This is a genomic window from Micromonospora foliorum, assembly GCF_022229015.1.
Classification (GTDB): Bacteria; Actinomycetota; Actinomycetes; order Mycobacteriales; family Micromonosporaceae; genus Micromonospora; species Micromonospora foliorum.
On record NZ_JAKKFF010000016.1, the window covers coordinates 1 to 16,598 of the forward strand.

At 73.2% G+C, this 16,598-nt stretch carries 17 protein-coding genes; 9 read left to right on the plus strand and 8 right to left on the minus strand.

Going from position 1 to position 16,598, the window contains the following annotated elements; genetic code table 11:
* Both PSH25_RS01595 and PSH25_RS01600 read left to right on the plus strand, forming a co-directional pair.
* On the plus strand, window positions 1-629 hold a 629-nt coding region (locus tag PSH25_RS01595), incomplete at its 5' end, for an NYN domain-containing protein (RefSeq protein ID WP_238657240.1).
* Window positions 630-782: 153 nt separating this feature from the next.
* Window positions 783-1,502: a DinB family protein gene (locus PSH25_RS01600; protein ID WP_238657241.1), complete on the plus strand. Its 720-nt coding sequence runs from the start codon at window positions 783-785 to the stop codon at window positions 1,500-1,502.
* Between the two features lie 35 nt (window positions 1,503-1,537).
* Here the strand turns inward: PSH25_RS01600 and PSH25_RS01605 are convergent, their stop codons facing one another.
* A complete protein-coding gene (locus PSH25_RS01605) occupies window positions 1,538-2,038 on the minus strand; it encodes a hypothetical protein (protein ID WP_238657242.1) in 501 nt (166 codons plus the stop codon).
* 271 nt (window positions 2,039-2,309) lie between these two features.
* Between PSH25_RS01605 and PSH25_RS01610 the strand changes: the two genes are divergently transcribed.
* The 3 genes from PSH25_RS01610 (at window position 2,310) to PSH25_RS01620 (ending at window position 5,065) form a co-directional block, all read left to right on the plus strand.
* Window positions 2,310-2,528 (plus strand): hypothetical protein, encoded by a 219-nt coding sequence (locus PSH25_RS01610; RefSeq protein ID WP_238657243.1) that lies wholly within the window; start codon window positions 2,310-2,312, stop codon window positions 2,526-2,528.
* A 156-nt stretch (window positions 2,529-2,684) separates the two neighbouring features.
* Complete coding sequence (locus PSH25_RS01615) at window positions 2,685-3,944, plus strand: M48 family metallopeptidase (RefSeq protein WP_238657244.1); 1,260 nt, start codon at window positions 2,685-2,687, stop codon at window positions 3,942-3,944.
* The gene (locus tag PSH25_RS01620; RefSeq protein ID WP_238657245.1) at window positions 3,941-5,065 is read left to right on the plus strand and encodes a glycosyltransferase family 4 protein; all 1,125 of its coding nucleotides are present in this window, start codon (window positions 3,941-3,943) and stop codon (window positions 5,063-5,065) included. The genes PSH25_RS01615 and PSH25_RS01620 overlap by 4 nt, the downstream gene beginning before the upstream one ends.
* A 13-nt stretch (window positions 5,066-5,078) precedes the next feature.
* Here PSH25_RS01620 and PSH25_RS01625 read toward each other — a convergent pair whose 3' ends face one another.
* The 7 genes from PSH25_RS01625 to PSH25_RS01655 form a co-directional block, all read right to left on the minus strand.
* On the minus strand, window positions 5,079-5,741 hold the full coding sequence (locus PSH25_RS01625) for a lysophospholipid acyltransferase family protein (protein WP_238657246.1): 663 nt from the start codon (window positions 5,739-5,741) through the stop codon (window positions 5,079-5,081).
* Window positions 5,742-5,761: 20 nt separating this feature from the next.
* Entirely contained in the window at window positions 5,762-6,340 is a 579-nt protein-coding gene (locus PSH25_RS01630) for a TetR/AcrR family transcriptional regulator (protein WP_238657247.1), read from the minus strand.
* A 201-nt stretch (window positions 6,341-6,541) separates the two neighbouring features.
* A complete protein-coding gene (locus PSH25_RS01635) occupies window positions 6,542-8,200 on the minus strand; it encodes a putative bifunctional diguanylate cyclase/phosphodiesterase (RefSeq protein WP_238657253.1) in 1,659 nt (552 codons plus the stop codon).
* A 79-nt stretch (window positions 8,201-8,279) separates the two neighbouring features.
* A complete protein-coding gene (locus tag PSH25_RS01640) occupies window positions 8,280-9,089 on the minus strand; it encodes an SAM-dependent methyltransferase (protein WP_238657248.1) in 810 nt (269 codons plus the stop codon).
* Window positions 9,090-9,278: 189 nt separating this feature from the next.
* Entirely contained in the window at window positions 9,279-9,947 is a 669-nt protein-coding gene (locus tag PSH25_RS01645) for a response regulator transcription factor (protein ID WP_030337723.1), read from the minus strand.
* Window positions 9,948-9,954: 7 nt separating this feature from the next.
* Window positions 9,955-11,646 carry a sensor histidine kinase gene (locus PSH25_RS01650; protein WP_238657249.1) on the minus strand — a complete coding sequence of 564 codons (1,692 nt, stop codon included), beginning with the start codon at window positions 11,644-11,646 and terminating at the stop codon, window positions 9,955-9,957.
* Window positions 11,647-11,660: 14 nt separating this feature from the next.
* On the minus strand, window positions 11,661-13,475 hold the full coding sequence (locus tag PSH25_RS01655) for an AMP-dependent synthetase/ligase (RefSeq protein WP_238657250.1): 1,815 nt from the start codon (window positions 13,473-13,475) through the stop codon (window positions 11,661-11,663).
* Between the two features lie 117 nt (window positions 13,476-13,592).
* Here PSH25_RS01655 and PSH25_RS01660 point away from each other — a divergent pair, with 117 nt between their 5' ends.
* From PSH25_RS01660 to PSH25_RS01675, 4 genes are all read left to right on the plus strand, one after another.
* Window positions 13,593-14,048, plus strand: a complete 456-nt coding sequence (locus tag PSH25_RS01660; protein WP_238657251.1) for an SRPBCC family protein — start codon at window positions 13,593-13,595, stop codon at window positions 14,046-14,048.
* 31 nt (window positions 14,049-14,079) lie between these two features.
* Entirely contained in the window at window positions 14,080-14,784 is a 705-nt protein-coding gene (locus tag PSH25_RS01665; protein ID WP_238657252.1) for a hypothetical protein, read from the plus strand.
* Window positions 14,785-14,860: 76 nt separating this feature from the next.
* Entirely contained in the window at window positions 14,861-15,808 is a 948-nt protein-coding gene (locus tag PSH25_RS01670) for an ROK family glucokinase (RefSeq protein ID WP_091407561.1), read from the plus strand.
* 11 nt (window positions 15,809-15,819) lie between these two features.
* Window positions 15,820-16,512, plus strand: coding sequence for an endonuclease/exonuclease/phosphatase family protein (locus PSH25_RS01675; protein ID WP_372492693.1), 693 nt, complete (start codon window positions 15,820-15,822; stop codon window positions 16,510-16,512).
* Window positions 16,513-16,598 lie beyond the last annotated feature (86 nt).

Sequence of the window (16,598 nt, forward strand, 5' to 3'; positions counted from 1 at the left end):
CCGGGGTGGCGCGGGCCAGCGCCAAGGAGTCCCGCTCGGTCGACGACGCCCGGCTCTGGCTGCTGCTGGAGACGATCGGTCAGGCCGCCGTCGGGCTGCGCCGCGAGTTGGCGCTCGACCCGGTGGACAAACTCCCCGCCGACTTCGTCGCCGACGCGTTCGCCGAGCAGCCGGGCACCGCCCCGGCCGGCCCCGCCGCCCGCGCCCGCGACACCGACGACCCGGCCCGGCTCGACCAGCTGCTCGCCCTGCCCCGGGCGCACCTCGTGGTGGACGGCTACAACGTCACCAAGCGTGGCTTCGGCGAGATGTCCCTGGAGCAGCAGCGCAAACGCCTCATCACCGGGTTGGGCGGGATCGCCGCGCAGACCGGCGACGAGGTCACCGTGGTCTTCGACGGCGCCGAGCGGATGCACGGCCTGCCGCCCGCCCCGCGTGGCGTACGGGTGCTCTTCTCCCGCAAGGGCGAGACCGCCGACGAGCTGATCCGGCGCCTGGTCCGCGCCGAGCCGTCGGGCCGGCCGGTGGTCGTGGTCTCGTCGGACCGCGAGGTCGCCGACGGGGTACGCCGGCACGGGGCGTACCCGCTGGGCGCGGACTCGCTGCTGCGGCGACTCGCCCGCTCCTGACCGCACCCGGGCGACTCGTGGACGGGCCGGTCCGGGGCGTGGGCTGGGCGAGCCCGACGCGCCGTGGTCGGCCCGGACGGTCTCGTTGTCGGCCCGAGCCTGTCCCACCCGGGCGCTAGCATCGCCGCGACCGCCGAGGGATGGGAGTCGCGAATGGCACAGGACGACGTCAAGGTCTTCGTCGACAACGACCTGCGGGGTGCGCGGTTCAACCGCTCCACGCTGGCCGGCGCGGTGATGCGCGGCGTCGACGTGGATGGTCTGGACATCGACGCGCCGTGGCTGGCCGAGGGCACGCTCCTGGTCAACGGCGTCGATGTCGTGCCGCTGGTCGAGGCCGAGCTCAACCGACGGTTCCCCGGGCGCGATCTCCGGCTGGCCAAGGACCCGGACGACCTGCGCGTGGCGTGGGCGGCGCTCGAACGGGCCTGGGCGGCGGCGGTCGACCGGGCTGTGTCCATGCCCGAGGGTGCGGTCGACGTCTCGATCGATGGGGAGTGGTCGTTCGCGCAGACACTGCGCCACCTCGTGTTCGCCGCCGACGCGTGGCTGGGCAAGGCGGTCCTGCGCCTGCCGCAGCCGTTCCACCCGCTCGGTCAGTCGCACGTCGAGTACGAGACGGACGGCTTCGACATGTCGGTCTTCGCCACCGAGCAGCCGACCTTCGAGGCGGTCCTCCAGGTGCGGGCCGAGCGGCAGGCCATGGTTCGCGACTTCCTTGCGACCGTCACGCCGGAGCTGCTCGCCGAGTCTCGGCCGAGCGCCTGGTGGCCCGAGCACATCGTGTCCGTCCTGCACTGCGTTCACGTGATCGTCGGCGAGGAGTGGCAGCACCTCCGCTTCGCCCTGCGTGACCTCGACGCACAGGGCTGAGACCTCGCCCCCACGGCCGGTCGGCCGCTGCCAAATCAGGTGGTCGGTAGCCGCCGGGCCAGCTCACGACGCAGGGCGTCCGGGCCCGGCGTCATCCACACGAGCCGGACGACCAGCTCGTACGGGCCGCGTCCGGGAGTCGACCACTGCCCGGGTCGCATGGGTGGCCGAGTCTGCTGCGGGTCGAGTGGCCTGACCACCAGCCGCGGCTCCAGGCGGCCTCGGACCTCGGCGCGGGCCACGTTGGCCCAGCCGATGCTGATCCTGGTCCCGTTCGGTCCGCTCAGGTGCAGCGTTTCGTCGGTCAACCGCAGCGGCAGACGAGGCTGACGGCGCAGTTGCCAAGCGGTGGTCAGCGCGACGACGGCGCCGATCAAACCGAATCGCAGCAGCGCCTGCCACCAGGGCTCGTCGAACAGCGCCGCGTAGACGGCCAGGAGAGCCGCGGCGCCCAGCGCAGCGACGACCTTGGCGAGGCGGTGTCGGCGCGGGGAGTACCGGAAGTCCACGACGGACGAGGCATCGAGGTCGGCCACCGTCGCCCAGTGCCCGGGTGGCCGGGCGGCCAAACGATGCCCCTCCTGCGCTCGATCGGAATGTAGCCCTTGATGTCGGGGGTTTCGTGATGTCGGGCGTTCCGGCCGGGTGGGATACCCCGATTTCGCTGATCTGGAGTGGATCTAGCACTGAAACGGGCGGTCGGGCGGGGTTCCTGTCGTACCCGGTGGTTAGTGTCGATGTGACCGACGGTGCTCGGTCGGCGACGACAGGGGTCGCCCGTGCACCGCGAGCCGATCAGGAGGCCTGATGCTCATCGACTGCGACGGGTGCGCGAAGCGGGCCGGAGGATGCTCCGGCTGCCCGCTGACCGCCCTGTTCGACGAGACGTCCCCGGCGGCCGGGCTGGTCGCCGCCGAGGTCGAGGCCATCGAGGTGCTCGCTCGGGCCGGCTTCGACGTGGAGGTGCTGGCCGCGCCCGCTCGCCCCGGCGCGGCTCGCCGCCGTCCCACTCGCCGAGTCGCCTGAGCGCGACACCGCGCCCGGAAGCGCGCTTCTCCCGGGCCATAGGATGAGCGGTCACGGCGGGAGGAGCGGCGCGATGAGCGGGGAACGACGGCACGACGGCGGGCTCGTCGACGGCGCGCTCGGCGACTGCGGCAGGGTCCGCCGGGTGGTGACGCGGTGACTCCGCGCGGTTGGGCGCTGCTGGCTCTGGCCGGGCTGACCATCGCGCTGGTCGTGCTGGCCGCGCTGCTCATCCCGTGGCACCGTCCGCCGGCACCCCGGGCCGACCAGCTCGCCGCGCTGGGTGACCTGCCGGCCGAGCAGGTGGCCAAGGGGCGGGAGTTCCGCGCCGCGCTGCGCCCCGGCGGCTATGCCGCGCTCGCCGTGGGGCTGCTGATCGCCCTCGCGCTCGGGTTGACCCCGCTGGGCGGTCGCCTGGTCGAGCTGGTGGGCCGGCCGTTCGGCGGGCACTGGGCCGCGCAGGCGGTGCTCGGCGGGCTGGCGGTGGTGCTCGTCGCCGATCTGGTGACCCTTCCGTTCGCCGCCTGGCGGCAGAGCGTGCTCACCCGCTACGGGTTGAGCACCAACGGCTGGAGCGGCTGGGCGGTTGACCTGCTCAAGTCGTACGCGGTCAGCGCGGTGATCGGCGCGGTGGCGCTGTTCGGCTTCTACGCGGTCATCCGGCTCGCGCCGCGCTGGTGGTGGGCGTTCGGCGCGGCCGGCGCCGCGGTGCTGGTGGTGCTGCTGTCGTTCGTGCTGCCGGTGCTGGTGGAGCCGGTGTTCAACCGGTTCACCCCGATGGAGCAGGGCCCGTTGCGCACCGAGTTGATGAGCATGGCCGCCCGCGACGGGGTGCCGGTGCGTGACGTGCTGGTCGCCGACGCCTCCCGCCGCACCAGGGCGGTCAACGCGTACGTCTCCGGTCTCGGGCCGACCCGACGGGTGGTCGTCTACGACACGCTGCTGCGTGAGGCGACCCCGGCCGAGGTGACCGCCGTCGTGGCGCACGAGTTGGGGCACGCCAAGGATTCCGACGTGGCGGCCGGCACGTTGACCGGGGCACTGGGTGCCGCGGCGGCCGTGGTGGCGCTCTACCTGCTCGGCTCGTGGGGGCCACTGCTGCGGCTGGCCGGTGTCGACTCGGTGGCCCAACCGAGCGCGTTTCCGCTGCTGGTCGCCCTGGTCACGGTGGCCGGGCTGGTCGCCGCTCCGGTCCAGGCGCTGATGTCCCGACGGGTGGAGGCGCGGGCCGACGCGCACGCCCTCGCCCTCACCAACGACCCGGAGTCCTTCGAGTCGATGCAGCGCCGGCTCGGCTCGGTCAACCTCGGCGACCCCGACCCGCCCCGCTGGGAATACCTCTATTCGGCCTCGCACCCGTCCACCGTGGAGCGGATGGCCGCCGCCCGCGCGTACGCCCGGGAGGCCGGCCGATGAGCCGCACACTGCTGATCACCAACGACTTCCCGCCCCGCCCGGGTGGGATCCAGTCCTTCGTGCACAACCTCGCGGTCCGTCAACCGGCCGGCTCGGTGGTCGTCTACGCGTCGAGCTGGCGCGGGGCCGCGAAGTTCGACGCCGACCAGCCGTTCGAGGTGGTCCGGGAGCGCACCCGGGTGCTGCTGCCCACCCCGTTGATCGCCCGCAGGGCTGCCCGGTTGGCGCGCGCGTACGACTGCGACACGGTGTGGTTCGGCGCGGCGGCCCCGTTGGGGCTGCTCGCGGCCGGCCTGCGGAGGCGGGCCGGCATCCACCGGGTGGTGGCGCAGACCCACGGCCACGAGGTCGGTTGGGCGGCGGTGCCGGCCGCCCGGCCGGCGCTGCGGCGCATCGGTCGGGGCGTGGACGTGACCACCTATCTCGGCGAGTACACCCGTAGCCGGTTGGCCCGGGTGCTGGACGGGGTGACCGAGCTGCGCCGCCTCGCCCCCGGGGTCGACGTGGACACCTACCACCCGACCGTGGACGGTGAACAGGTCCGGGCTCGGCTCGGGTTGACCGACCGGCCGGTGGTGGTCTGTGTGTCCCGGCTGGTGCCGCGCAAGGGTCAGGACACACTGATCCGGGCCCTACCGGAGATCCGCCGCCGGGTGCCCGACGCGGCGCTGCTGATCGTCGGTGGCGGGCCGTACCGGGCGACCCTGGAGAAGCTGGCCCGCCAGACCGGTGTGGAACGGGATGTGGTGTTCACCGGCACGGTGCCGTCGGTCGAGTTGCCGGCGCACTACGCGGCCGGCGACGTCTACGCGATGCCGTGCCGCACCCGCAACCGTGGCCTCGACGTCGAGGGGCTGGGCATCGTCTACCTGGAGGCATCAGCGACCGGCCTGCCGGTGGTGGCCGGTGACTCCGGGGGTGCGCCGGACGCGGTCCGGGAGGAGGAGACCGGCTACGTCGTACGCGGCCGGGACGTCGCCCAGCTCGCCGACCGGGTCGCCCGGCTGCTCGCCGACCGGGACCTGGCCCGCCAACTGGGCGCGGCTGGCCGGGCGTGGGTGGAACGGGAGTGGCGCTGGGAGGCGCAGGCGGAACGCATGGCGGCACTGCTCGCCGGCTGAACGCCGCCCGCGGTCAGCTCTGCCGGGTGGGCGCGTAGCGCGGCACGTACTCCTGACCGGTGAGCTTCTGGATCGCCGCCATCACCTCGTCGGTGACCGTCCGGATGTCGCGCGGCCCGTTGATCCGTTCGGCGACCGGGATCGGCGGGCCGAACCGCAGGGTGACCGGGTGTCGGCGGGGCAGCCGGGCGTCGACCGGCAGCACCTCGGCGGTGCCGAGCACGCCGACCGGGATGATCGGCACCCCGGCGTCGCGGGCCAGCCGGGTCATCCCGACCCGGCCGCGGTAGAGCCGCCCGTCCGGAGAGCGGGTGCCCTCCGGGTAGACGGCGACCAGGCCGCCGGCGCGCAGCACCGGTATGGCGGCGTCGAGGGCGCGCAGGGCGGCCCGGCCGTCGGTGCGGTCGACCGGGATGGCGCCCATGCCGGCGACGATCCGCCGGTTGAGCCAGCCGCCCGGACCTCGGCCGTTGAAATATTCGACCTTCGCCCAGAAGGTGACGTGTCGGGGCGTCGAGGTGACGAGGAACAACTCGTCGGCGACGGACAGGTGATTGCCGGCGAGGATCGCGCCGCCGTGTCGGGGCAGATGCTCCAGCCCTTCGACCCGGGGCCGCCAGCCAAACCGCAGCGCGGTGCCGACGGTCAGCTTGGTGACGTCGTACAGCAGGGGCACGTGTCCTCCGGGGTCGAGTCTCAGGCGGGCGCTGGGCCGAGGTGGGCCTCCAGCGCGGCGCGCAGCAGGGCGTCGTCGTCGCTGGCGCCGGTGGCCAGCGGCAGGCTGCCCCAGGCCCAGAGTTGGGCGATGCCGTGCAGGTTCGCCCAGAGCGCGCCAGCGAGCACCGCCGCGGGCGCGTCGGTGGGCCGGCGCGTCTGCGCCACCAGGTCGGCCAGGACGGCGAACAGCGGCAGGCTCGTCTCGCGCAGCCGCAGGCGGCCGCTGTCCAGCAGGTCGTGGCGGAACATCAGCTCGAACATGCCGCGGTGGGCCGCCGCGAAGTCCAGGTACGTCCGGGCCAGCGCGGTCAATCGGGTACGCGGGTCCGCGTCGACGTCGCGCAACGTCTGCTCGACCCGGGCGGTGAGGTCGGCGAAGCCCTCCCGGGCGATGGCGGAGAGCAGGTCGACGTGGGTGGGGAAGTAGCGGCGCGGTGCGCCGTGCGAGACCCCGGCGCGACGGGCGATCTCCCGCAGCGACACCGCCGACTGGCCCTCGCGCAGCACCAGGTCCACCCCGGCGGCAACCAGCCGCGCCCGCAGCCCCGTCTCGTCCATAGACACTGCCTACCAGCTGTCGTAGACGCTGTCTACCGCAGGTGTGGGATCTTCCCCTAGCAGCCGTCGCAAGATCGTGCTCGATCCAGGATCTAGTGGCCTCGGTGGCGTGGGAGGCCACTACTTCAATGATCGAGCGTGATCTTTGCGTGGCGGTGGTCGATCATGCTCGCACCCCAGCCGGCGAGCGGCCCCGGAGGTTCAGCGGATGCGGGCCAGGATGCGATCGGCGGGGGCCGGGCGGCCGAAGTGCCAGCCCTGGGCGGCGTCGCAGCCGATCGCGCGTAGCCGCTCGGCCTGCCCGGCGGTCTCCACCCCTTCGGCCGTGACGGTCAGGTCCAGCGCGTGCGCCAACGAGACCAGGGAGGCGAGGATTCGCTCGTCGGTGCGGCCGACGGAGGGCGACCGCAGGCCGGCCACGAACTCACCGGCCACCTTCAGTTCGGTCACCGGCAGGTCCCGCAGGTACGCGAGGTTGCTGTAGCCGGTGCCGAAGTCGTCGATGGCGATGCGTACCCCGAGGTCGGCAAGGACCCGCAGGGCGCGTACCGGCTCCTCGGCGGTGCTCATCATCGTGCTCTCGGTGATCTCCAGTTGGAGCCGCTCCGGTGGCAGGCCGGTCTGCCGCAGCAGCGCGCGGACCTCCTGCACCAGGCCGGGCCGGTGCACCTGCCGTACCGCCAGGTTGACGCTGACGAACGGCGCGGAGGCACCCCCGGCCGACCACGCCTCGGCCTCGCGGCACGCCTCGGCCAGCACCCACCCGCCCAACTGGACGATCAGGCCGGTCTCCTCGGCCAACCCGATGAAGCTGTCCGGGCGCAGCACCCCCAACTCGGGGTGCCGCCAGCGGACCAGCGCCTCCACGCCGACCAGGCTTCCGTCGCGCAGGGAGGTCAGCGGCTGGTAGTCGAGGTAGAACTCGCCCCGCTCCAACGCCGCCGGGATGGCCGCGGAGAGCGCGTAGCGGGCCAGTTCGCGTTGGTTGCGCTCGGCGTCGTAGAGGGCCCAGCGCGCCCCACCGGCGGACTTCGCCCAGTGCAGGGTGCTGTCGGCGGCCCGCATCAGGTCGGTGGGGTTGGCCCCGGCCACCTGGCGCTCGACGATGCCGATGCTCGCCGAGATCTGCAGCTCGTGCCCATCCACCAGGGCCGGTGTGCGTACCGCGGCGAGCGCGGTCTCGGCCACCGCGACCATGTCGTCGGTGCCATTGGTGCGTTCCACCAGGATGACGAACTCGTCGCCACCGAGCCGGGCCACCAGGTGCTCACCCATGGCCTTGCGCAACCGCTCGGCCACCGTGGCCAGCAGCAGGTCACCGATCTGGTGCCCCAGGGTGTCGTTGACCACCTTGAACCGGTCCAGGTCCAGGAAACACACCCCGACCCGCTGCGCGCCCCGGCCCGGCTCGTTGAGCGCGGCGGTGAGCCGCTCGGTGAACAACGTCCGGTTGGGCAGACCGGTGAGCGGGTCGTGGGTGGCCTGGTGCCGGAACCGGGCCTCGCTGGCCCGCAGCGCCCGCTCGGCCTGGGTGCGGGCCCGCATCGCGGCCCGGCGGATGGACTCCTGCTCGTCGAGCGTCCGGTCGCGCAGCGCGCGGGCGTAGCCGGTCGCCACGGCCGCCAGCAGCCGGGCCATCCGGTCCTCGACGTCCTCGGCCACCAACCCCAGGTCGCGCACCAGGCGGAGCTGGATGACCTCGACGGTACGACCCAGCCCCTCGGCGGAAGCGATGTGCGCGGCGACCAACTCGGCGCCGACCCGGTGCCCGGCACGCAGGTCGAACGGCTCGGTGAGCAACGCGCCGGCCAGCTCCCCGGTGAGCCGGTCCAGCAGAGACTCCAACTGGGCCTGGGTCATCGGTAGGTAGCTGGTGCCGGAAACCGCCTTCGCCCAGGCCCGGGCGAACGTCCCCGGGTAGGGGGTCGCCCGGGGCGACTCAGCCACCGAGGCGCCCGACGCCGCCCATGAAGACCGCGCGCTCGGCGTCCCCCGCGCTCTCCGGAGTGTCCGGTCGCCACTGCGGCACCCAGACCACGCCGGGGTCGAGCAACTCGAACCCGTCGAAGAGCGCGGTCAGCTCGGCGCGGCTGCGCACCCACAGCGGGCTGTCGGTGCGCCGGTAGACCCGCTCCGCCTCGGCGCGTTCGTCCTCGCTGCGCCCGTCGTCGCTTGCCTGTGACAGCACCAGGTAGCTGCCGGGCGCCAACGCGTCGCGTAGCGTCCGCAGCAGCTCCGCCGGTCGGTCGTCGTCGGAGACGAAGTGCAGGACGGCCACGACCATCACGGCCACCGGTTGGCTCAGGTCGAGCAGCTTGCGGACGTCCGGATGGGCCAGGATCGCCTCCGGGTGGCGCAGGTCCTCCTGCACCACCGCGGCCTGCTCGTTGCCGGCGAGGATCTCGCGGCTGTGGGCCACGGCCACCGGGTCGACGTCCACATAGACCACTCGCGACTGCGGGTCGAGCTGCTGGGCGATCTCGTGCACGTTGCCGACCGTCGGGATGCCCGAGCCGATGTCCAGGAACTGCCGGATCCCGGCGTCGGCGAGGTGGTGCACGGCCCGGCGCAGGAACGCCCGGTTGGCCTGGGCCATCAACGGCGCCTCGGGCACCGCGGCGACCATCGCCTGCGCAGCGGCCCGGTCGGCGGCGAAGTTGTGCGAGCCGCCGAGGTAGTAGTCGTACATCCGCGCGACGCTCGGGCGCTCGATGTCGATGGTGTCGGGTGCCCAGTCCGGCCGCTGCATGCGTTTCACCCCTTGAGTCCGCGACACGAGCATCGCCGCCCGCGCGGGTATTGTGCACCCGCCACGCACGCCAGACCATAGCGCGCCGGAGGTTGCCCGCCGACGTCGGTCGATGCGCGACGGTCCGCGCCGGCCGGAGCTGGCGCGGACCGTCGGTCGCGACGTCCCGCTCGACGAGCGGGAGGCAGGTCAGAACTTCGGCGCGTCCGGTGCCTCGAGCAGGCCGAGCCGGAGCGCGGTCATCAGGGCCTGAGCCCGGTTGGCCGCGCCGAGCTTCTCGTAGAGCTTGGAGATGTGCGTCTTCGCCGTCGACTCGCTGACGAACAGCTGCTTGGCGATGCCCGCCACGCTCATCCCGTCGGCGAGCAGCCGCAGCACCTGCCCCTCTCGGGGAGACAACTGCGGGCCGGACGGGGCGAGCCGGCGCTTCATCGCCTCGGCCAGGTCGGCCGCGGTGAACGCGCTGGGGGAGGAGGCGGCGTGCCGCGCGGCGGCCACCACCTCGTCGGCCGGGGCGGTCTTCGGCACGAAGGCGCTCGCGCCGGCCTCCAGGGCGCCGAAGAGCTGGTCGTCGCCGGCGTACATGGTCAGCACCACGATGCCCATCGACGCGCTGGACTTGCGCAGCGCGCGGGTGGCCTCCAGGCCGCTGCCGTCGGGCAGCCGCAGATCCATGATCACCACGTCCGGCTGCAAGGCGCCGGCCTGGCGTACCCCTTCCGCCGCCGTGGCCGCCTCACCGACGACCTCGAACTGGCGGTCGCGCTCGAAGGCGTGCCGCAAACCCTTGCGAATCAGGTCATGATCGTCGACAAGGAGGACCTTGGTACGGGTGGCCGGTATCGGACTTGTGGTCATCCTCGGGTTACTCCCCTTCTGGTGCTGCGCTGCCGCGCACGTTATCGCGCCGGGCCGAGGTGCCGAGAACCACGGCCACGGTCGTGCCGCTGGGTTGCCGCGGCCTGATCTCCAACCGGCCCCGGATACGTTCCGCCCTCTCGGCCATGATCGCAAGACCGTACCGCCCGTCCGGGCGCTGGTCAGCCATCCCCTGACCGTCATCCGACACTTCTATTTGCGCGTACGGGGGGTCGACCTCACACGTGACCCACAAATTCGACGCCCCGGCGTGCTTGCGCGCGTTGGTCACCGCCTCCTGCGCGATGCGCAGCAACTCGGCCTCGGTGGCGGCCGGCAGTCGGGCGGTGGACTCGTCCAGCGAGAGGTGCACCCGCAGCCCGCCGGACGCGCCCACGGTGCGCGCGTACTCCGCGATGGCCGCGGCCAACCCGCCCTGCCGGTCCACCTCGCTGCGTAGCTCGAAGAGGCTCAGCCGCAGCTCCTGGATCACCCGGGTCACCTCGCCGCGCAGCGTACGCAGGGCCTCGGCGGTCTCGTCGGCGTCGTCGAAGACGGTGGCCAGGGCGTTGTCGATGCCGTAGCCGACCATCACCAGCTCCTGGGCCACCCCGTCGTGGATCTCCCGGGCCAACCGCTGCCGCTCCTCGTTGGTGGCCAGCGAGCGCACCTCGTCGAAGAGCAGCGCCGCCTCCAGCCGCAGCGCGGCCGGGCGGGTCAGCGCGGTCACCCGGGACACCACCGCCGGCGGGTACGCGTGCGCGGCGTCGGCCTCCAGCACCACCAGCCCCACCGTGCGCACCCCGGCGACCAGCGGAATGATCAGCGCGGACACGTCGCCGCCCCGGTGCGAGCGGGACTGCGACCGGGCGGCCGTGGTGGCCTGCTGGGTGGCCCAGGCGTCGGCGATGGCCGAGTCCGCGTCAAGCGTCGTCTCCCAGTCCACCCGGTCGACGCCGGCCTGGGCGAGCACCACGAGCCGACCTCCGCCGCTGGCCGACAGCACCGCGCCCCGGTCCGCCTGGGCCACCGTGCGCAGTTCCTCCAGCAGGTGCTCGGAGATGCCGCCCGGGTCCAGGGTCGCCCCGGGCAGCTGCCGGGCCACCGTCCGCAGCTGGGTCAGCAGTCGGGTGGCCTCGGCGTACGGCTGGGGCTTGCCCTCACCGCGGACCGCCATCACCCGGTGCAGCGTGCCGGCGGCGTAGAGCCCCAGCGCCGCCAGGATCAGCCACTGGGCGCAGACCGCGAGGTAACCCGGCTGGCCGAGCTGGGACCCGTCGTCGACCCGGGTCAGCGCGCCGCTGACCAGCAGGGTGGCGGCGGTGACCACGAGCAGCGCGGCGCCCTCGCGGAAGCGGCGGCGCAGCGCGGTGACGGTCACCGGGACCGCCAGGTAGGGCAGCACCGCCGACGCGCCCAGGCCGTCGACCGTGCCGCCGATCGACGCCACCGCGGCGACGTGGCTCGCGGCCAGCCCCAGCACCACCACCTCGGCCACCCGGCTCAGCGGGCCGACCAGCCGGTGCTGTGGTGCCAGCAGCGACGGCAGCCCGGCCACCGCCAGCAGCGCGATCCACCACAGCTGGGTGACGTCGCGGGTGGCGAACAGGGTCAGGATGGCGATCAGCGCCAGCATCACCAGGCGGGCGGCCGCGGCGAGGGGATGCGGGTGCGGTGCGGTTGCTGTGGATGCGGGCACGTGACGGATGGTAGTCAGCCTCGGTAGATATCGGCGATCTCCGCCGCGTACGTCTTGTGGACAACCTGGCGCTTGACCTTGAGCGACGGGGTCAGCTCGCCGGTCGCCTCGGTGAAGTCGTGGGGCAGGACCCGGAACACCTTGATCGCCTCAGCCTTCGACACGGCCTGGTTCGCGGTGTCGATCGCGGTCTGGATCTCCTTGCGGAGGCCCTCGTGCTCGCGCAGCTGCTCGACGGTGGTGTCGAGGGGCATCCCGGCCTTCTCCAGCCAGGTTGGCAGCGCCTCCTCGTCGACCGTGACCAGCGCCGCGATGAACGGCTTCCGGTCACCGACCACGACGCACTGGCTGATCAACGGGTGCGCCCGGACCAGGTCCTCCAGCACGGCCGGGGCGACGTTCTTGCCGCCGGCGGTGACGATCAGCTCCTTCTTGCGGCCGGTGATGCTCAGGTAGCCGTCGGAGTCGAGCTGGCCCAGGTCGCCGGTGCGGAACCAGCCGTCGGCGCTGATCGTCTCGGCGGTCGCCGTCTCGTTGCGCCAGTAGCCCTGGAAGACCAGCTCGCCGGAGATCAGGATCTCGCCGTCGTCCTCGATCCGCACGGTCACACCGGGCAGCGGACGGCCGACGCTGCCCATCCGGGTGCCGCTGGGCAGGTTGGCGGCGGCGGCGGGAGAGGTCTCGGTGAGGCCGTAGCCCTCCAGGACCGTCACGCCGACACCCCGGAAGAAGTGGCCGAGCCGGGCGCCGAGTGGCGCGCCGCCGGAGATCGCGTCCCGGCACCGTCCGCCGAGCGCGGCGCGCAGCTTGCGGTAGACCAGCCGGTCGAAGACCACGTGCTGGGCACGCAGCGCCAGGCCCGGTCCGCCCGGCGTCTCCAGGGCCTCGCTGTACGCGATGGCGACCTGCTCGGCGCGGGCGAAGACGCCGCCCTTGCCGTCCGCGTCGGCCTTCTGCTTGGCGGCGTTGTAGACCTTCTCGAAGACCCGGGGTACGGAGAGCACGAAGGTCGGCCGGAACGCCTGCAGCTCGGCGACCAGGTTCTTGGTGTCGGCGCAGTGCGCCATGGTGGCCCGCGCCTGCACGACGCCGATCTGGATGAGTCGGGCGAAGGCGTGTGCCAGTGGGAGGAAGAGCAGGGTGCTCGCGCCGGCGTTGAACAGGTTCGGCAGCACCGGCACCGCGTTGGCGATGTCGGCGTACATGTTGCGGTGGGTGAGCACGCAGCCCTTGGGCCGGCCGGTGGTGCCGCTGGTGTAGATGATCGTGGCCAGGTCGCCGGCGCGGATGGCCTTGCGCCGTCGCTCGACCTCGGCCAGCTCGACCGTGGCGCCGGTGGTGACCAGCTCGTCGACTCCGCCGCGGTCGATCTGCCAGACCTGGCCCAGCTCGGGCAGCCGGTGCCGGACACCGGCGATCAGGGCGGCGTGCGCCTCGGTCTCCACCACGACGGCGACGGCGTTGGAGTCCTCGAGGATCCACGCGGCCTGCTCGGCGCTGGACGTCTCGTAGATCGGCACGGTCACCGCGCCGACGGCCCAGATGGCGTAGTCCAGCAGTGTCCACTCGTAGCGGGTGCGGCTCATCAGCCCGACCCGGACACCGGGCTCGATGCCGGCGGCGATCAGCCCGCGGGCCACGGCGGCCACCTCGTCACGGAACTGGAGGCAGGTCACCTCGGTCCATTCGGTGACGGTGCCGTCGGTGCGCGGGGTGGGGCGGGCGAACTGGACGGTGTCGGGCGCGACTTCGGCATTGTCCCAGACCGGGTCGGTGAGGTTGGCCGCGTCGCCAACGGTGACGATCGGCGGGACGGAGAACTCGCGCACCTGCACTCCTTCGTGCTCGCACTGGTCGGGCGGCCGCCGCCGTGGCGTCGGCATGTGTCGAAACCTACCCGGCGGGCGGTCGGGGTGGGACAACCAGGAGGCGGGTAGCCTCCCCCCATGGCGGACTCCTCCACCCAGTCGATCATCATCGGCGCCGCACCGGACCGGGTGACGGCGGTCATCTGCGACTTCGCGCGCTACCCGGAGTGGACCGACGCGGTGCGTCGCGCCGAGGTCGTCGAGGAGTACGAGGACGGCTACGCCAGTCAGGTGCACTTCACCATCGACGCCGGGGTGATGGCCGACGATTACGTGCTCGCCTACGAGTACGCCGAGGACCTGTCCCGGATCGAGTGGCACCTGGTCGCCCCCTCGAAGATGCAGAAGGCCCAGCGTGGTTCGTACGACCTGGTGGGTAACCCGGACGGCAGCACCACGGTGACCTACACGCTGGAGGTCGACCTGTCGGTCGGCATGCTCGGGATGTTTCGGCGCAAAGCCGAGAAGATGATCATGGACACCGCGTTGAAGCAGCTCAAGCGCCGGGTAGAAGCAACCGGTGCGGCGCAGTGACGTGTCCGGTGGCACGGTAGAGGAGCCGACGGTGGGCGGAACGGATCCGGGTTCGGCCCGGGAAGAGGCGGAGCGGCTGGTCGCCACCCTGCTGGCGGGGGCGCGTCTGGCCTCCGCGGGCTCGGCGGGCGGCGCGCTCGGCTCGTTGGGCGGGATGTTGTCCGGTGTCCTCGGTCACAGCGCGGGCCCGGACGCCCGCTCCGGCACCGGTGGTGCTTTCGCCACCGGTTCGGCCGAATGCTGCGTCTGCCCGGTCTGTCGGGGCATCGCCGCGTTGCGGGACCCGAGTCCGGAATTCGCCGAACGTCTCGCGACCGGCGCCGGTGACCTCGCCGCCGGGGTCGCCAGCCTGCTCCGCGCGTTCTCCCCGGCGGAACCGTCCGCGCCGAACCCCGCCGAGCCGGCCGCCGAGCCGCACGCCCCGCCGTCGCCGGCACCCGCCGCCAGCACCGACGACGTGCTCCCCGAGCCACCCCCGAACGCCCCGTCCACCGCCACCGGCGACGAGCACGTGTGGCGCGATGCCACCCGCACCGGGCATGATTCTCAGCCGGCGCCGGAGCGGGATGTCTGGTCGGTCGCCACCCGGACGGCGGACCCACTCGCCCCGGCCGCCGTACCACCCGTCGACGAGGCCGGGTCGGCGACCGTACCGGCACCGACCACCCGTCCCGTGGTGCCCGCCTCGCGGGTGCCCGATGACGCCGACGCGGAAGCATCGGGCGACGGCGCCTGAGCGCGGGACATTCCGACCCGGACCGGCACTGGGCCGGGCCCGGGGCCGGACAGCACAGCAGAGGGGGGCGGTAGCGGTGACGCTGACCATCGGAGTCGACGTCGGTGGCACGAAGGTGGCCGGCGGTGTCGTGGACGACACCGGCACGGTCCTCGTGCAGACCCGACGGGACACTCCCGCCGATGACGTGGCCAAGACCCGCGACGTCATCATCGAGTTGGTCGGCGAGCTGGCTGCCGGGCGGACCATCGAGGCCGTCGGCATCGGCGCGGCCGGTTGGATCGACGCCAGCCGTTCGACGGTGCTCTTCGCCCCCAACCTGGCCTGGCGAGACGAACCGCTGCGCGAGTACGTCAGCGAGGCCGTCGGTCTGCCGGTGATCGTGGAGAACGACGGCAACGTCGCCGCGTGGGCCGAGTTCCGCTACGGCGCGGCCCGCGACGCCGACGACTCGATGATCATGTTCACCATCGGCACCGGTGTGGGCGGCGGCATCGTCCTCGGTGGCGACCTGATGCGCGGCGCGCACGGCATCGCCGCGGAGCTGGGTCACATGCTGGCGGTGCCGGACGGGCACCAGTGCGGCTGTGGCCGGCTGGGCTGCATCGAGCAGTACGCCAGCGGCAGCGCCCTGGTCCGGTTCGCCCGGGCCGGCGCCCGGCAGGAGCCCAACCGGGCCACCGCCCTGCTGAAGCTGGCCGGCGGTGAGGCCGAGGCGATCACCGGCCCGATGGTGACCGCCGCCGCGCAGGGCGGCGACCCGGTCTCCGCCGAGGCGTTCGCCCAGATCGGCCGGTGGCTGGGCACCAGCCTCGCCGACATGGCGCAGATCCTCGACCCGCAGACCCTGGTGGTCGGCGGCGGTGTGATCGACGCCGGTGACCTGCTGCTCGGCCCCACCCGTCGCTCGTACCTCGACGCGCTCGCCCAGCGCGGTCGCCTGCCGGTGGCCGAGGTGCTCCCGGCCGAGTTGGGCAACAGCGCCGGGGTGATCGGCGCCGCTGACCTGGCCCGCCGGATCTGAGGCGGTCCGGGATGGGTGTGCCGCTGCGGGTGGTCTCGTACAACATCCACAGCCAGCGGGACGACACCGCCGCGCTGGCGGCGGTGGTCCGGGCCGCGACGCCGGACGTGGTGATCGTGCAGGAGGGGCCGCGCCGGTTCCGGTGGCGGCAGAAGTCCGCCACGTTGGCCGAGTCGTTCGGCCTGGTGGTGGCCGCCGGTGGGCTGCCCGCCCTGGGCAACCTGCTGCTGACCAGCCTGCGGGTCCAGGTGCGGGGCACCCGCTGCCAGCGCTTCCCGCTGACCCCCGGCCGGCACCTGCGCGGCGCCGCGTACGCCGACTGCCAGGTCGGTGACGCCCGGTTCACCCTCGCCGGCTCGCACCTGTCCACCGACCCGGCCGAGCGGCCCTCCCAGGCCGCCGAGTTCAAGCGCGGCCTGGACGCGGCGACCAGCCCGGTGCTGGCCGGGGCGGACCTCAACGAGGGTCCGGAGGGGCCCGCCTGGGCCACCGTGTCGCGCGGGTTGACCGACGCCGCGGTGGCAGCCGACCGGGCCGAGCGGCTCACCTACTCCTGCGCCGACCCGCGCCGACGCATCGACGCGCTCTTCGTCGACCCGCGGATCACCGTGGTCGACTACGACGTGGTGGACACTCCGCAGACCCGCCGCGCCAGCGACCACTTCCCGGTCCTGGTCGACCTGCTGCTGCCCACCACCGACTGACCCCCGACCCCGGCCCGACCGTCGACGCATCCGTCTCAGGACTGGACATCCGGCCCGGTTGTGGAGAGGATTTCGCGGCGACCGGC

What these genes read in the sequence shown, in the direction of transcription:
- PSH25_RS01600 (WP_238657241.1), top strand. Translation starts at nt 783, where the DNA reads ATGGCACAGGACGACGTCAAGGTCTTCGTCGACAACGACCTGCGGGGT.
- PSH25_RS01610 (WP_238657243.1), top strand. Translation starts at nt 2,310, where the DNA reads ATGCTCATCGACTGCGACGGGTGCGCGAAGCGGGCCGGAGGATGCTCC.
- PSH25_RS01620 (WP_238657245.1), top strand. Translation starts at nt 3,941, where the DNA reads ATGAGCCGCACACTGCTGATCACCAACGACTTCCCGCCCCGCCCGGGT.
- PSH25_RS01630 (WP_238657247.1), bottom strand. Translation starts at nt 6,340, where the DNA reads ATGGACGAGACGGGGCTGCGGGCGCGGCTGGTTGCCGCCGGGGTGGAC.
- PSH25_RS01635 (WP_238657253.1), bottom strand. Translation starts at nt 8,200, where the DNA reads ATGACCCAGGCCCAGTTGGAGTCTCTGCTGGACCGGCTCACCGGGGAG.
- PSH25_RS01640 (WP_238657248.1), bottom strand. Translation starts at nt 9,089, where the DNA reads ATGCAGCGGCCGGACTGGGCACCCGACACCATCGACATCGAGCGCCCG.
- PSH25_RS01645 (WP_030337723.1), bottom strand. Translation starts at nt 9,947, where the DNA reads ATGACCACAAGTCCGATACCGGCCACCCGTACCAAGGTCCTCCTTGTC.
- PSH25_RS01660 (WP_238657251.1), top strand. Translation starts at nt 13,593, where the DNA reads ATGGCGGACTCCTCCACCCAGTCGATCATCATCGGCGCCGCACCGGAC.
- PSH25_RS01675 (WP_372492693.1), top strand. Translation starts at nt 15,820, where the DNA reads ATGGGTGTGCCGCTGCGGGTGGTCTCGTACAACATCCACAGCCAGCGG.